This is a genomic window from Leptothoe sp. LEGE 181152, assembly GCF_032906605.1.
GTDB lineage: Bacteria > Cyanobacteriota > Cyanobacteriia > Phormidesmidales > Phormidesmidaceae > Leptothoe > Leptothoe turfae.
Genome location: NZ_JASATU010000065.1, coordinates 102,940 through 119,203, shown reverse-complemented (window position 1 = coordinate 119,203; position 16,264 = coordinate 102,940). Strand labels below are relative to the sequence as shown.

Below are 16,264 nucleotides of genomic sequence, written 5' to 3'. Positions count from 1 at the left end.
TAAGCTCACAACAAGGGTCGACAGATTTTCCCGTGCTTGAGCTTTAAATTATTACTGTTGCATAAGAGGGGTTCGATAGATAACAGAACGTCAGATAACAGAACGTTCTGTTAACCGTTCTAAAAACCTATACAAAATCCTGACTGATAGCGCCTGATGTCGAAGGACAGGCTTCGACGGTGCGCTCAGCCGACCTCCACAAGGGAATGCCCCTATAGGATTGTCCATTTTTAATGTCTGCTGACACAACAATTACCAGCGAGACAGACTCAAGCTCTGCTCGGAATACCCTTAGATATTCGCTCTCTCAGTCAATGGTGGCGCTAATTATTGCCTGATAGTACAGCTGTTAGCTCAGCTGGGACTAGCGCCGCTGCCTGACTGCGAGAGAAATCTGCTAACGCACTCCAGGCTGCATCAAAGAGCTGATCAGGCTGCAAATCGTCCTTTACCAAATCCCACAAACGCCCGACCTCTTCGGTGTGCAAACGATTGTCCTCAGTAAGGGCAGCCAAAATTTGCTGCCGTAGATACTGACCTTCGTCAGACATTAAAAATTGCATCCCCAACCCGGCGGTGGGAATCAGGTTAAAGCCCTGATCGCCTTGGGCAATGCGAATCATATTCTCCAGACGCTGCCATTGGAAGCGGCCATCCTTGAACAAAACGTCAATCAGTCGCCGCCGCAGAGATTCGGTTTCACCCATTAGCAATCGCCTGGCCACATAGGGATAGGCAATCTCCACAATCTTAAATTCCGGATTGAGGGTGAGGGCCAGACCTTCTTGAGTAACCAACGAACGAATAATCAGTGCAAACTTGGCGGGTACTCGGAAGGGATATTCATATACCAGCTCTGAAAACCTATCGGTGATGCTCTTAAAGTTGAAGTTACTCACACTGGCACCAATGGCACCATCAAAAACCGCTTGCAGAGCAGGCACAATGGGCCGCACATCGACATCAGGGGTGAGAAAACCGAGTTTGACAAAATCATCGGCCAGCTTGTCATATTCCTGGTTGATTAGATGCACAACTGAGTCCACCAGAGTTTCCTTCATATCCTGGTTCAGCTGATCCATCATGCCAAAGTCAATGTAGGCCATGGCCCCATTGGGCATGGCAAACAGGTTGCCGGGATGGGGATCGGCGTGGAAAAAGCCAAACTCTAACAGCTGTCGAAGGCCTGACGAAACACCAATGCCAACCAGGTCATCAGAGTCTAAACCAGCCGCTTGCACCCGCTCGATGTCGGTTAGCTTAATGCCATCAATCCACTCCAGCGTCAGCACCCTGGTACTGGTATAGCGCCAGTAAATTGCTGGCACCTTGACCCTGGGGTCATCGGCAAAGTTAGCCGCGAAGGCCTCCGCATTACGACCTTCATTTAAGTAGTCGATTTCCTCAAAGAGCTTGGAGCCGAACTCATCCACGATCAAGGTGAGGTCGTGGCCCAGATTGAGGGGCAACCAGGGGGCAATCCAACCGGCAGCCCAACGCATCAAATATAGATCGCGGCAAATGATCGGCACTAATCCAGGGCGCTGAACTTTTACCGCAACCTCTTCTCCAGAGTAGAGGCGAGCTTTATATACTTGACCCAGACTAGCAGCGGCCACCGGCTCAGGCGATATGTAGCTATAAACTTCGTCAGGGGTGCGACCTAACTCTTTTTCAATAATTAGGCTCGCTACATAGCTATCAAAAGGGGGGAGCTGATCTTGAAGCTTGATCAGCTCATCTAGAAATTTTGGGTTGATTAAATCAGGGCGCGTAGAGAGGGCCTGACCAACCTTGATAAAGGTGGGACCAAGATCCGTTAATATCTGTCGCAATTGAGATGCTCGTTTGGGCTCATTGATGTCTTGACGCCCTAAACCTTTATCAAACAGCAGTCCTAAGAGAAAACTGCCAAGCATTAATACCACCGAAAGTGCCCGCCACAGCACTGTCCAAAGACGAAAGCGATAGTGGTTTGCGATCGCAACCGCATTGTACCGCCGCATCTTTTCAAGCTCAGCCATACAGTCTCATCTCCTAAGCCAAACGCTCAGTCAAGAAGGCACAGTGACACCTGGGTGGTACGAGTATCATCAGCCTTCGCCCTAAGCAATGTGGATATTGGGTAAATTCTGCCCCACTATCCAACAGTAAATGTCTTAATCATAGTATAGATAACTACATTTTTATTTAGATTTCTCTGAGAATAACGAGTCCTACTCTAGTTAATCAACAAACAATAAAGAAGGAGCCTCTAGGGGCTCCTTCCTTATTTCACCTCAACTTCAAAAAAATAAACCAGCAAAAGGCTCAATTGTTGGGGCCGCGCAGATATGTTGGGGCTGCGCAAATATTTAGATGACAGCGTTCAGGATAGAGGTGATAACCGATAGCAAAAAGGCACCGATAATCGCACTCCAGATGCCCCAGCGTAGGCGAAACCCCTCAACTAGCTTGGCAGACAGACCGAATAGAATCAGGTTTAGCAGCAGGCCCCCCAGGGTTACTAACCACAGCACCCCCCCTAAAACTGGTAGGCCAGCAACAATATTGACAACGCCATTCAGCACACCAAAAACGAGGGCCGTAATCGCTGTTTTCCCGAAGCTATCAGACTCTACACCAGTGGGCAAAAAAGTAATAATTACCAGAGCAATGGTGGTAATCAACCAGGTAACAATAAAGGGAACGAGAACGTCCATGACAGGGCTCCTTAGAGGCGATAATAACGGAATATCCGTGTTTACTCGTAGCAGTTTCGCCTGAAGTATATCAAATTTTTCTCTATGCGTAATTAAAGGAGTGTTAAGAGCAATGCCTTTAATTACGGCTATTTCAGCCGGTAATATTGGCGTAGTCGCTGCTGAAATTGTCCCCAGTGTTGGTCTAATTTGTCTGGGGTAAGTGTAAAAAGTTGCGGCGAGGCATCTTCGAGTGCGATCGCAACCATCGCCCGCTCCACCTTAATGCCATAATCCCGATATACCCAATTCACAGCCCAGCAGTAGGCCGCCACCTGCAGAAAATAATCTTCAATCCACTCTGGTTGTTTGGGACGTCGTGCAGTTTTCCAATCACAGACCAATAGCTGGCCCCCATAGACCATGAGCGCATCTGGATACCCAGCAAATTTAAGTGGATGCCACACCGCTCCTTCCACCAAAAGCACTTCGTCAATATTTTTGAGCACCGGCTCAATAGATGCCCAAAAGCCTTCAGTTCCCTCCGGTAGCACCCAGTCTTCTTGACGCAGATAGGCCTTAATCACCTTGTGAATTTTTGTCCCAGATCGTGACGCTTTGGCGGTAATGCGATTGGCTTCTTCAGCGCCCACCCGCTCCCGCCAGCGCCACAGACGCTCTCTATCTTCCCAAGGCTTGGTCGCTGACAAGACTGTGGTCACTCCAGGCAGTTGCTGTTCCTTCTATTTCGTAATGCCGGCGACGATTTACCGAAACCTGCTTCGCTTTGTAATGGGGCAGCATTGACCAAATTATCCTAAGAAAAATTCATCCTAAAAACGTAGAGACGTTCCACAGAACATCGCTATAAAGCGCCCAACACCCCATATGCAATCCCTACTGCACCGCAAAGGACTCAATCATCCATTTATCGTCTTCTTTTCTGAGGCTATACTCCACCGTCAGCTGATCTTCATAGGAGAATGCACCGTTATACTCACCAAATTGATAAGCATTCCCCGTTTCACTGACGTCAGCCGTCACTTGAATCTGGTCATCGCCAAGCTCTTCAGCAGTCAGATTTTGCATCTTTTGAACATATTCTAAATGGACACCTTCCCGCTGATTGCTCTCTACCTTAGCAACCCACTGGGCAAGCGTTGGTTCCAACAAAATATCGGCCAGGGCATCAACATTCCACTGGGGACCCATGGCCTCAGATTTTATCTCATACCACTTTTCAATGGTCTCTTCAGCAATGACCTGTACATCACCGGTGGCCGTCGGTTGAATATCTGCAGTCGGCAGCTCAATAGCAGGACGCGTCACATCAATATCTAAAGGATCGCCCTTGATCTTAGGCCCACCAAACAGTCCGCCAAACAAGCTCAATAGCTGAGACATCATGAATCCCAGCACAATCAGGCCACCCAGAGCCAAAAGTAACACCAGTGCTAAGCGCCCCCATTTAGGAGATGAACGCCGTCGAGTTTTCACAACCGGCTCGTCAAACCCAACACTGGCAGTTAATTCATCATCGAGTTGGCCATCAGGAGATAGGTTAGAAACCTCCTCCGCTGTGTAGGCCGTCGGACGCGAGCCAGCAGTAGCGGCGGCACCAGCAGCACCGAGTCCCACCGTGGCCGCTGTACCGACACCAACAGAGGGTGCCGATCCAAACGATGGACGCTCATAATCTGTAGGCACACGACTATAGCCTGACCCACCATAATCTGATGTGCCAAAGCGGCCAATGGGAGGCTGCGGCACTGCATCCTCAGGGGGCATGGATTCTAAGTAAGCTTGCACCTGCGCATTGGCAAAGTAGTCTTTGAGGGTGACATTGCTTTGATCCAAATCCCGAAAGAAGGGAAACACGTCCTGTTGTAACCAGCGTTCAGTGTACAAACACAGCCCAGGCAACAAATCCGGCGCGCCTGCAGAATGCTCCCTAATAAACGCTATGGGTTCATTCTCATGGCTGCGCTCCAGGGCGTAGGTGGCCTCTTCGGTTTGCCCGAGCAGCACTGCACACACAGCCTGTTCTAGATAGACATCCTGGCGCTCTGTTAGCAAGGACAACCGCTGTTTAGCTTGACGCACAAGCTTAGGCTGATGCTTAGCAAAGCCCCTCGCCAAAAGTGCATACACCGATAGATAAACACCAACGGATGACGGTCGCTGAGCTTCACCCTCAAAAATATCCTGTTGCTCTGCCGATGTCAGGTAACTCCGCAACTGCTGCACAAATCGCAAAAAGTCCTCAACGCTTAACCCCGAGGCATCATCATTGGCACCATCAATGCCCCCTCGCGCTTCTAACATGGACTTCAATAAAGCGACACCTTGTTGTCTGGCCGCTTTATCGGCCAGGGGACGCGCCACCAGCTCTAGGATCCGATAGGGCTTAAGTCTATCGAGATCTGCATGAATTTCTGCCTGCATCTCGGGAAATAGGTTTTCCCGAAGCATGAGTTCCTGACCCGTTTCCAAAGACTCTGCTGCATTTTCGTATTGGTGCTGTTGCCACTGCTCTCGCCCTAGTTCCAGACAAGCCAGACCAATGGTCAAGACAACATCGGCAAGGGCATGCTCATCCCCCCCTTCTAGGGCACTAGCTCCGCTAGTTAAGTAAGGTCGTCCCAAGCGAATAACCAGCTCATATTCACCCAGTTCCAACAGCACCAGCAACGCTCCGATAAGCTGCTGCTCATAAATTTCAATTAAAGCGGGCTCAGCACCTGCCGCCAAAAGTTGAGCATCGTAAACCTGACGGGTGCCTGAGTCTTTTAGAGCAACATAGGCGGCATCAATCAGCTGTTTACGGGATTGAATTGCAAACTCCGAATATTCCCGACGAGGTAACTGTAAAGTACGATCACGATGAGCCTGCTCCAGTTGTTCCGCTGTCGCTTGCATGGGCAGCCCCAGAATTCGGTAATAATCTAGCGGAATTTGCACAGTGACTTCCTTAGCACTCAAGTTAACTTCAGCTTGTGTGTGAGGCTTTGCAGAACTCTAGTACAGGCACTAATGAACATCCCTATAATATGGATGGATAGAAACTACCTGAGCCGGGTAAAACAGTTGCCTACTTAAAACCGCATACATAATAGCGATGAAATGCTGATATTTGAAAGCCTACAGCAATGAATCAAACTTTTCAGACAATTGGCTGAGGAAATTAAGGTTATAAAGCCACTGTTTTTAGTGGGCATTTTCCTATGTAGCAGTCCCCATAAATCTACCTGCTTTGCTGGTTCTAGGGCAGAAAGAAACTTCAAAATAAAGTCCTCAGATCTACAATACCAAGCAAATACTAAGGATTGATCTGCCAGGTACGACCACTCAATTTAAGTGGATATTCAAGCAGATTAAAAACATCGGTCACCGGGAAAGCGAGATTGTCGTCTAAAATTATGTTCGGTCGATTTTAACTTAATCGGGCCAACAAATATCCGCGTAAGCGCGCGGTGATCATGAATTGATCACTTTTTTGGAATAATCATAATTTGTATTGCGGCGAGGCGATTGGCAAGCCAATGGTTCAGGAAAGGACATTACCAACATTTCAAGCAACTTCGGCAAAGCTCGATAAGCAGGAGGGCCTGAGGATATACGAAGATATGGTCCTGGGCCGCTATTTCGAAGATAAATGCGCCGAAATGTACTATCGGGGCAAGATGTTCGGATTTGTACACCTTTATAACGGTCAAGAAGCTGTCTCCACCGGAGTCATCAAATCGATGCGCCCTGATGACTATGTGTGCAGCACCTATCGTGACCATGTTCATGCCCTAAGTGCCGGAGTACCCGCCAATGCCGTAATGGCCGAACTCTTTGGTAAAGAGACTGGTTGCAGCAAGGGTCGGGGTGGCTCCATGCATATGTTTTCCAAAGAGCACAATCTGCTGGGGGGCTTTGCCTTTATCGGTGAAGGCATCCCCGTAGCCCTGGGCGCGGCATTTCAGTCGCGATATCGCCGTGATGCCCTGGGCGATGCCTCTGCTGACCAGGTGACTGCCGCCTTCTTTGGTGATGGTACAACGAACAATGGTCAGTTTTTCGAGTGCCTGAATATGGCGGCTCTATGGAATCTACCCATTCTATTCGTAGTTGAGAACAATAAGTGGGCGATTGGAATGGCCCACGAGCGGGCGTCTTCTCAAACCGAGATTTATCGCAAGGCCAGCGTGTTTGGTATGCCTGGCTATGAGGTTGATGGTATGGATGTGCTAGCAGTACGCGAGGTCGCCCAGGCGGCCATTGCCCGCGCCCGTGCGGGTGAAGGTCCCACCTTAATCGAGTGTTTGACCTATCGTTTCCGGGGTCACTCACTGGCGGATCCTGATGAATTGCGATCGCAGGCCGAGAAAGACGAATGGCAGGCCCGCGATCCCCTCGTCCGCATGGAAGCATATTTGATTGAACAAAACCTAGCTGACGAAGCTGAGCTTAAGGCGATTAAAAAGCGGATCGAAGCCCACGTCGAAGACGCCGTCAAGTTTGCCGAAGAAAGCCCTGAGCCCTCTCCCGCTGAGCTTCATCGCTATATCTTTGCGGAAGAGTAATGTGAAATCCGCCTCCTGAATTAATCGCAGTTAGCAAATCAATAGGGTATCTAAATGGCAGAAACACTTTTATTTAACGCCCTGCGGGAAGCCGTGGACGAAGAAATGGGCAGGGATGAAACCGTCTTTGTTATCGGTGAAGATGTGGGCCACTATGGCGGTTCTTATAAGGTCACCAAAGGGCTGTACGAAAAATATGGCCCCCTGCGGGTGCTAGACACCCCCATTGCGGAAAACAGCTTTACCGGTATGGCCGTAGGTGCCGCCATGACTGGCCTAAAGCCCATTGTCGAAGGCATGAACATGGGCTTTTTACTGTTGGCTTTTAACCAAATCGCCAATAACGCAGGCATGCTGCCCTACACCTCTGGTGGTAACTACCATATCCCCATGGTGATTCGTGGACCGGGTGGTGTGGGTCGTCAGTTAGGCGCAGAGCACTCCCAGCGTCTGGAGGCTTACTTCCAAGCGGTGCCCGGTCTGAAAATTGTGGCCTGCTCTACGGCTTACAACGCTAAAGGTCTGCTTAAGTCAGCTATCCGCGATAAAAACCCTGTTCTCTTCTTTGAGCATGTGCTGCTTTACAATCTGAAGGAAGACTTGCCTAGCGATGAGTACTTGGTGCCATTGGATAAGGCTGAAATGGTTCGCCCCGGTAAGGATGTCACTATCCTCACCTATTCTCGTATGCGTCACCATGTACTGCAGGCAGTCAAAGGCATTGAAGCCCAGGGATTTGACCCAGAGGTCATCGACCTGATTTCCCTAAAGCCCATCGACTACGACACCATTGGGGCATCAATTCGCAAAACCCACAAGGTGATCATTGTCGAAGAGTGTATGCGCACTGGGGGAATTGCCGCCGAAATTATTGCATCGATCAACGATCGGTTCTTTGATGAACTAGATGCACCGGTGATGCGTCTGTCTTCCCAAGATATTCCAACTCCCTACAATGGTCGTTTGGAAAGTCTGACCATTGTGCAGCCCAAACAAATTGTTGAGGCTGTGGAAAAAATGATGACTGCACGGGTGTAGGTCATTACTAAATAGGCATCATGAGCACAGAGGATAGCCTTATCTTCTGTGCTTTTTTATTTCTACCAAGGGATTAATGGAACCAATAACGGCAACCTATAATAGGATGTTTGGTTGGATAGCTAGTCACACGTACAAGGACCGGTGTATGGATAATACGGAGAAGGGCCATGGGTAAACAACGCTCGATGTTGGTGGTCATTGTTGGACTTGCGATCGCAGCAGTGTTTACCATTGTGCAACTGCCCACCCAGCTAGGCTTAGACCTGCGAGGTGGTTCCCAACTCACCCTCCAAGTACTAACCAATGAACAGGTCACTCAAATCTCTGAACGAGAGTTAGAAGCCGTCCAACGGGTCATCGAAAACCGAGTTAATGGCCTCGGTGTGTCAGAAGCCATCGTCCAAAGCTCTGGGCAAGATCAGCTGCTGATTCAGCTGCCAGGTGTCAGCGACCCAGCCCAAGCTCAGCGTGTATTAGGGGGTACAGCCCAGTTAGAGTTTCGCTCCCAAAGACCAGGGACTGAAGGCCAACTGAGGGCGATCTCAGATATTGTCAACCAGCAAGAACTTGAGCAGGCAACTATCCTAGCTGTTGGTAATGAGAACATCACCGATGAGCAGCTGGCTGAACTTGACCGGGTTACAGCGAACCTGCAAACCAGCCGTGAAACATTGTTGGAACTGTTCGAAGATACTGATTTGACTGGGGACAAACTCACAGATGCTTTAGCCAGTCCCCTAGGCACCGGTCAATCATGGCAAGTCTCCATTTACTTCAACAACGAAGGCGGTACTCTTTTCACCGAAATGACCCGTAATATCGCAGGCACAGGTCGAGTTTTGGGCATTTTCCTGGATAATCGACTAATTAGTGCCCCCACAGTTGATGTACAGTATGCTGCCACAGGTATTTCCGGCAATAGTGCCACTATCTCAGGTAGTTTCAATGCCGAAGCAGCCAGGGATTTAGAAATTCAATTACGGGGCGGTGCTTTGCCCGTGCCCGTAGAAGTGGTCGAAAATCGCACGGTCGGCGCTACGTTGGGTCGCGATAGCATTCAACGTAGCCTATACGCAGGCCTTGCAGGCCTGATCTTAGTGCTGGTCTTTATGGCCGTTTATTATCGTCTACCCGGACTCTTGGCGGACGTTGCCTTGGTAGTTTATGCCCTGCTCACCTGGGCGGCCTACAACATTTTGGGTGTGACCATGACCCTGCCAGGTATTGCCGGTTTCATTCTCAGTATCGGTATGGCAGTAGACGCGAACGTCCTTATCTTCGAGCGCACCCGCGAAGAATTGCGAGCCGGTAAAACCCTCTACCGTTCCGTAGAGTCAGGATTTTATAGAGCATTCTCCAGCATTCTCGACAGCAATGTCACCACCATCATTGCCTGTGCTGCCTTGTTCTGGTTTGGTGCTGGTTTAGTTAAAGGCTTTGCCCTTACCCTGGCAGTCGGTGTGGCAGTGAGTCTGTTTACAGCCTTCACCTGCACCCGAAATCTTCTTTTCTTTGTGATTAGCTTTCCTCAATTTCGCAAGGTGGGCTATTTTGCCCCGAGCCTAGCCACCGATCTGCCCTCTACTTCGCAACCGTCCCAATCATGAAATTGAACGTCGTTAAACAACGCGGTATCTGGTGGCTCGTTTCTGGTGTCTTGGTCGTCGTCAGCCTTGCGGCCATGGCCCTGTCATGGTCACAGTTTAATGGCCCTGTTAAACCAGGACTAGACTTTATTGGTGGGACACGACTACAGCTAGAACGCAACTGCAGCGATGGGGTAAGCTGCACCGATCCTATTGATATCGTCGAAATTCGCACTATTTTAGATGAGCAAGGGTTGGAAGGCAGCAGCCTACAGCTAGTGGGCGATTCTGGCCAAGCCCTATCCATTCGTACCCGCAACTTAGACGTAGACGAACAAACAGAACTGCGCTCAGCCTTAGAAAGCTATCTCGGTGAGATTGATCCAACAGCTTCAAAAATCGATGTCGTTGGCCCAACCATTGGTGAACAACTTTTAGTGGCTGGTCTGCTCTCTCTATTGGTTGCTTTTGTTGGGATCACTGTTTATTTAAGTCTTCGGTTTAAATTTGACTATGCATTGCTAGCACTCCTAGCCCTGCTGCACGACGTAGTCATCACCCTAGGTATTTTTTCAATTCTGGGGCTCACCATTGGGTACGAGGCAGACAGTTTATTTATTGTGGCACTACTGACAATTGTTGGCTTTTCCGTCAACGACACCGTAGTCATCTACGATCGCATCCGTGAAAATTTCAAACTGATGCCCGATCAGGATATTGATCAAACGGTGAATGATGCTGTTAATCAAACATTAGGGCGCTCCATCAACACCACCATGACAACGGCGCTTCCCCTATTAGCCATCGTGATTTTTGGGGGAGATACCCTTAAGTTCTTTGCCTTAGCACTGATTGTTGGCTTTTTAGCCGGAGCCTATTCGAGTATCTTTATTGCTAGTACGCTGCTGGCTTTGTGGCGATCTAGCTCTAGCTCTAATACAGATATGGCGACATCAGCCACGGAGTAACTTTATAAGCCGTCTATCTTAAATACGTCGCAAAGGAGATTGATTAATCAGAGAGGTGACTTCTTCCAACGGTTCTAAAAACATCGACAGCAATTACACCACAGTCGCCACCGAACGGGCCATTGAAGCTCTGAGACAGCATTCTTTAACGACCTGGTGGCGGTTGACGGTGGGTATATGGCTAACAATTGGGCCGTTAACTCTATGGCAGCTGCGTTCAGAAATCAGCTTACTGTTGGATTATTTCACCTGGACCTCTGTCTACTACGGATTGAAGTATAACTTCTTAGGAGCTGTGGGGTTCTTTTTGTGCGTCGGTTTGGCTAGCACTCTACTAGTCCGTGAAATTCGTCATTTAGTCTTAGGTATTTCTCCTATCGAGCGCCAACGTTTAGAGAGCCAATTAGCTAAAATTCGTCGACAGGGACCCTCCCATCCATTGTGGTCGTTGGTCAGTCGACCATAAAGATTTCGTCGTAGGGTTCTTCCATGGAAGGGTCCTACGGCGAAATCTTCAATAATTACAAAATCATCCATTGATTTTGTGACACCATCGCTAAAATATCGAGTCTATAATCATTGGCTCTACTTTATGCGACTGACAACTGATCGATTAACAATTCGCGATTGGCGTCCGATTTACGACGCTCAGCAAGCATTTGATATTTACGGCGATCCCAGGGTGACACGTTGGCTACAGGGTCAGTCTGACAGTTCTATTCAGATGACCCAAGAACGACTACAGCGCTATTGTGAACGCTGTGTTGACGGCCTAGGAATTTGGGCCGTTGTTGAAAAAGCCATTGATCGAGCCATCGGCAGCATTCTGCTGATTCCTTTACCTAAGAACGACAAAACTGACAGTGGCAAAATTGAAATTGGCTGGCATTTTCGTCCTGCAAGTTGGGGCTATGGTTATGCTACTGAAGCAGCCAGTACCCTTCTTCAGTATGGGTTTCACACAAAACAGCTACCCACTATTTATGCAGTTACTACCCCAGACAATATTCGGTCTCAGCGGGTCATGACTCGGCTCGGAATGGAAGCCTTAGGGTTTACCGATGACTATTACGATCGCACCTTGCAGCTTTATCGTTTGGCATCTACAAACTATTCTTCTGGCCAACTCGCATCAATGGCCGATAGCACCGTATCAACGTCTGTGCCGCTGATGTAGTTGACCATTTCAGCCCAAAACGTACCGGTGCCTACCGCCGCTGGCATCAAGTCAGAACCATCAAAGCGAATGGTTTCGGCTTGGGTCAATACGGCTGCCATTTGGCGCACTCCATCATTGGGGTAGATAGCCAAGTCCACCTCTTGGTGGGGACTAATATAGCCACGGGCAGCCCAACTTTCGTGGGGAGTCACCGTTGTTAGATAGTTAATGGCCGCTTGGGCCGCTGGGGAATTATTGGTGATCGCAATTACCAAACCGCCCGTTAACAGAGGTGATTGCGGCCCATCCCCCGGCAATAAAAAGACCCGAGTGTCTTTCCCTGGCTCAACGGTATCGGGCAAAAAATCGGTAATAAAGCTAGCTTGACGATGCAGATAACAGCCTGGAGGTTGATCAAACATGGGGGCTGACGCATCTCCAAAGGGAGTACTGATGGCACCAACAACGCCACCACGCACATAGCGATCGTTACGCACAATGTCTCCAAACATTTGGAAGGCCTCTTTAACCGGGGGAGAGTTAAAGGGAATCTCATGGGCGACCCACTGGTCATATACCTCAGTGCCTGCCGTTCGCAACAAAATATCTTCTACCCAGTCAGTACCCACCCATCCGGTGGCCTCTCCACTCTCCAGGCCAAAACACCAGGGTGTTTTACCATCAGCTGCAATTCTCTCAGTAAGACCGATCAGTTCATCCCAACTTTGAGGGATGTTATAGCCAGCCGCTTCAAAGGCATCAGGGTTGTACCAAACTAAACTTTTTGGATCGGACCGCATCCACAATCCATAAACTTGTTCATCCACGGTGCCTAAATCGACCCAGTCGGGGCCAAAGGCAGCGGTTAATGCGGGCAGCTCAACAATATCATTTAAGGGAGTCAGGGCTCCTTCTCTTGCCAGATCTCTCATGAGCCCAGGCTGTGGAAAAATTGCTAAATCTGGCACATCTCCTCCCGCCACCCGAATGGGTAACACAGTGGAGAAGGCATCTGTACCTTCATAAACCACCTCAATTCCAGTCTCGGCAGTAAAGGGGGCAAAGGCCTCTTCAACAATCTCCTGACCTACGCCAGTTAAGGATCCTAAGATGACTAATGTATCGCTGCTGTTGTTCTGGGAGTTGCCATTACAGGCGGTTAACAACAATGACAACACACTAACAATGTGGAGAGAACGGGGGGTAAATTTCATGACATCCGATGCCTGGTGACCTTGGCTAGTTTACGCATTGTAGGGGCATTGCCTGCAATCCCCCTAGCTGGATGCACTGGTGTAAAAACGTAATGCAAATCGCCAAAATAAACGGGATACTTGAAATAACCCTAAGGCGAGCAGTCCAGAGCCCGCTAACCAGGTAACTTCAATGCGATTAAGAAACACTTGGGCAGGCACTGTAGTTAAAAAAGCGACCGGAATCACAAAGGTGAAAAATATACGAAACGCAGCGGGATAAGCCACTATCGGAAACCGGCCAGCTTCTAAAAAGCCCCGTAGTACTTCTGTTACGTTATAAATTTTGACAAACCAGATACTCGTGGCTCCTAACATAAACCACAGACTGTATAAACTCATAAAGCCTAAAGCCAGGGGGACCATGGCGGCCAAGTAATTCCCCATACCCAATCCCAGTTGGTTGCCTGCGTATAGGATCATGACAGCCCCTAGCACCAGATCTGGAAATCCCCAAGGTGAAATCGTGCGTGTCGACAGCCAAAACTGAGAGCTAATGGGCTTAAGCAGGACAAAATCTAAGGTGCCGTCCTGTACATGCCTAACAATTCGACTCAGATTAGGGCTCAAAAATGTAGCGGCAAACCCCTGTAGCATGGTAAAAACACCCAATACCACTAGCGCTTCTTGCCATTGCCATCCTTGAAACTCGTAGCCCGTGCGATAGAATAAAAACAAACCAAATAAACTGCCACCCAAGGCCGTTAGGCTACTGAGGGTGGCAATTATAAAATTCAGGCGGTATTCAAGTTCAGCTGCGATCGCAACTTCCCAAAACAGCCGCAATACCCTTAAATAGCGCCGCACTGTCATTAACTCCCAAGTCATCAGCTCCATCGTAGCAACAGGCCTTGGAAGAATCGACAAGATTTCTAACTAGGCAGTATGTTGACCATCGATGTAGCGCTTCAGCTCACCTTGTAGACGATAGCGAGCCCGAGCGATACGAGACTTCACAGTACCCAAGGAAACGCCGGTAATTTCAGCAATCTCTTCGTAGGGCAGACCTTGAATCTCTCTCAAAACAATAGTAGTGCGGAATACTTCAGGTAATTCAGCTATAGCTGCTTGTAAACGCTCATAAAACTCATGGGTCATCATCGTATCCACGGGACTAGGGTCTTCTGAGGCAATCTCCCAATCAACCTGACCATCATCCAAATGCCTAGGGGCGTCTAGAGATAACGTGCCTGCGTGACGCTTACGCTTACGTAGCTCGTCATAAAACAAATTAGTGGTAATACGACTCATCCAACCCTTGAACTTTACGGGTGCCTGCAGACGATTTAGGTTGCGATAGACACGAATCCAAACCTCTTGAGCTAGATCAGCTCGGTCGGACCAATCTGGAGCAAGATGATAAAGCTGACGATCTACATGGGATTTGTAGCGACGCATTAACTCCGAAAACGGTGCCTGCTCTGGATAACGGTTACGCTGACAAACAGTAATTAACTCGGTTAGATCTAACTGATTAAGGTGCTCAGCAATCAGTTTTTGACTGTCGGGTTGAATAGCTTGAAAAGGAGAGATTTTAGTAACAGAATCAAGAACTCCAGTGGATAAAGCGCGTGCGTCAAGTTGGATAGTAGTCATAATAAAAACAATTCAGGAAGTTGTTTAATACGGGGGCTGAATTGGCTAGGTCTTACACCTAAATTTAGTTAGAAATAATGGCAGTGTTCTGACTCTGGAATAACAAAGACTTTCGTGACGATCACTGAGCCCATCAACCAGTGTAATGAAAGCTACCAACATCAAACATCAGCCATCTAACCGAGCGTTGTTCCTAAGAAAACTCTCATTACCACTTTAGTCGGTGGTCTTCAGGTAGTCCGTAAAGTGTTAGTTAAGAGATAGGCAATAAAAGCTTTTGTCTAATAAAAAAGTTCAACTTAATCAGTGAAAATATGGGGGATATAAAGACGATTAGACATGCTTTAAAGTTAAGACGAACAGGCTACATATTAACTTTGCATAACCATCTCTAAGTTTATGTTTTCTACACATACTTAAGTACTGTATGTGCTGTGTTTAAAACAGCTACTTAAGCCCCCATGCCTGAATAGCGCTTTAAACCCTGCCGCCATAGCAAACGATTGAAGCACCAAAAAATTAGACACCATGCCAGGGTAATTAAAATACTCTTACCAATTTGAATAGGTAAACCAACCATCAAACTGGCGGGCACATAAATTAAATAGGGAAATGGAGTCCACATGACAATTGCGCGAACGGTCTCAGGGAATAGGGTAAGCGGTGCCACCATGCCTGAGAAAAAGGTGTAAAGCAAAAACGAGAATTGTTCAATTGCCGTTGCGCGCTCAACCCAAAATGCCATCATGGCATAGGTATATTGCATTAAAAAGCGCAGACAAAAGGCCAAACTAATCGCCACTACCCCCCAAACAATGTGGGTAGGCCTTTGACGAGCGACAGGGTATAAGACTAAAAACAGCGCTACTAAAGCGGCAATAAATGGTAGCCTGGCCAGGCGTTCGGCTAGATGAGATGAAAAGTGACGCCAGCCCGGATCTAGTGGCTGTAGCAATAGCGGCGATAGCTTACCTTCTAAAACCTCACGCTCAAAATCCCAAATAACCCAAACAACGGTCAGCTGTCGCACAACAAAAACCGCTAAAAAATAGCGCACCACATCATCGGGATTCAGTTCAAACTGTCCGCTGCGAGCGGCTTCTTGCCACAACCCCATAAGGATTAACGGAAATGACCCCGAAAGCACCCAAAACATGAGTTCAGCACGATACTCAAGCATGTAAGCGTAGTAAACGGCAAGTAGCGTCGGGATTACTTGCACTAGACGTTGAGGATACTTAAGCAGAGACATCACAACTGAAGCCATAAGGGTTACTAGGCTATTAATTGAGCAGGATTGGCGTTTGAGTTACGAACTTTACGCCCTATTCAAACTTCAAAATTCAGCCTTCAAAACTTCTTTAGAGTTTAGTTGGTTATGCTGAAGGTGGGGCTATGGGAGTAAACGG

Annotated in this window: 14 protein-coding genes; 6 read left to right on the top strand and 8 right to left on the bottom strand. The window is 48.4% G+C overall.

What is annotated here, in order from left to right:
- Window positions 1-323 precede the first annotated feature (323 nt).
- The 4 genes from QGP82_RS29645 to QGP82_RS29630 form a co-directional block, all read right to left on the bottom strand.
- The gene (locus tag QGP82_RS29645; RefSeq protein ID WP_163667762.1) at window positions 324-2,024 is read right to left on the bottom strand and encodes an ABC1 kinase family protein; all 1,701 of its coding nucleotides are present in this window, start codon (window positions 2,022-2,024) and stop codon (window positions 324-326) included.
- 330 nt (window positions 2,025-2,354) lie between these two features.
- The gene (locus QGP82_RS29640; RefSeq protein ID WP_006515272.1) at window positions 2,355-2,702 is read right to left on the bottom strand and encodes a phage holin family protein; all 348 of its coding nucleotides are present in this window, start codon (window positions 2,700-2,702) and stop codon (window positions 2,355-2,357) included.
- A gap of 128 nt (window positions 2,703-2,830) precedes the next feature.
- Window positions 2,831-3,403: a PD-(D/E)XK nuclease family protein gene (locus tag QGP82_RS29635; protein ID WP_499061815.1), complete on the bottom strand. Its 573-nt coding sequence runs from the start codon at window positions 3,401-3,403 to the stop codon at window positions 2,831-2,833.
- Window positions 3,404-3,578: 175 nt separating this feature from the next.
- Window positions 3,579-5,642, bottom strand: coding sequence for an IMS domain-containing protein (locus tag QGP82_RS29630; RefSeq protein WP_499061814.1), 2,064 nt, complete (start codon window positions 5,640-5,642; stop codon window positions 3,579-3,581).
- Window positions 5,643-6,223: 581 nt separating this feature from the next.
- Here QGP82_RS29630 and pdhA point away from each other — a divergent pair.
- From pdhA to QGP82_RS29600, 6 genes are all read left to right on the top strand, one after another.
- Window positions 6,224-7,252, top strand: coding sequence for a pyruvate dehydrogenase (acetyl-transferring) E1 component subunit alpha (gene pdhA / locus QGP82_RS29625; protein WP_006515269.1), 1,029 nt, complete (start codon window positions 6,224-6,226; stop codon window positions 7,250-7,252).
- Between the two features lie 54 nt (window positions 7,253-7,306).
- Window positions 7,307-8,290 carry an alpha-ketoacid dehydrogenase subunit beta gene (locus QGP82_RS29620; protein WP_006515268.1) on the top strand — a complete coding sequence of 328 codons (984 nt, stop codon included), beginning with the start codon at window positions 7,307-7,309 and terminating at the stop codon, window positions 8,288-8,290.
- Window positions 8,291-8,460: 170 nt separating this feature from the next.
- Entirely contained in the window at window positions 8,461-9,900 is a 1,440-nt protein-coding gene (secD, locus tag QGP82_RS29615; protein ID WP_163667754.1) for a protein translocase subunit SecD, read from the top strand.
- A complete protein-coding gene (gene secF, locus QGP82_RS29610; protein WP_499061813.1) occupies window positions 9,897-10,847 on the top strand; it encodes a protein translocase subunit SecF in 951 nt (316 codons plus the stop codon). The genes secD and secF overlap by 4 nt, the downstream gene beginning before the upstream one ends.
- Before the next feature lie 55 nt (window positions 10,848-10,902).
- Complete coding sequence (locus QGP82_RS29605) at window positions 10,903-11,313, top strand: hypothetical protein (RefSeq protein WP_163667748.1); 411 nt, start codon at window positions 10,903-10,905, stop codon at window positions 11,311-11,313.
- A 78-nt stretch (window positions 11,314-11,391) separates the two neighbouring features.
- The gene (locus tag QGP82_RS29600) at window positions 11,392-12,024 is read left to right on the top strand and encodes a GNAT family N-acetyltransferase (RefSeq protein WP_499061812.1); all 633 of its coding nucleotides are present in this window, start codon (window positions 11,392-11,394) and stop codon (window positions 12,022-12,024) included.
- Here the strand turns inward: QGP82_RS29600 and QGP82_RS29595 are convergent.
- From QGP82_RS29595 to QGP82_RS29580, 4 genes are all read right to left on the bottom strand, one after another.
- Window positions 11,958-13,220, bottom strand: coding sequence for an ABC transporter substrate-binding protein (locus tag QGP82_RS29595; RefSeq protein ID WP_499061811.1), 1,263 nt, complete (start codon window positions 13,218-13,220; stop codon window positions 11,958-11,960). The two genes, QGP82_RS29600 and QGP82_RS29595, sit on opposite strands and share 67 nt — an antisense overlap.
- 63 nt (window positions 13,221-13,283) lie before the next feature.
- Entirely contained in the window at window positions 13,284-14,087 is an 804-nt protein-coding gene (locus QGP82_RS29590; RefSeq protein ID WP_250565698.1) for an ABC transporter permease, read from the bottom strand.
- A 48-nt stretch (window positions 14,088-14,135) separates the two neighbouring features.
- Window positions 14,136-14,855: a sigma-70 family RNA polymerase sigma factor gene (locus tag QGP82_RS29585; RefSeq protein ID WP_163667737.1), complete on the bottom strand. Its 720-nt coding sequence runs from the start codon at window positions 14,853-14,855 to the stop codon at window positions 14,136-14,138.
- A 451-nt stretch (window positions 14,856-15,306) separates the two neighbouring features.
- Window positions 15,307-16,122: an ABC transporter permease gene (locus tag QGP82_RS29580; protein ID WP_499061810.1), complete on the bottom strand. Its 816-nt coding sequence runs from the start codon at window positions 16,120-16,122 to the stop codon at window positions 15,307-15,309.
- Window positions 16,123-16,264 lie beyond the last annotated feature (142 nt).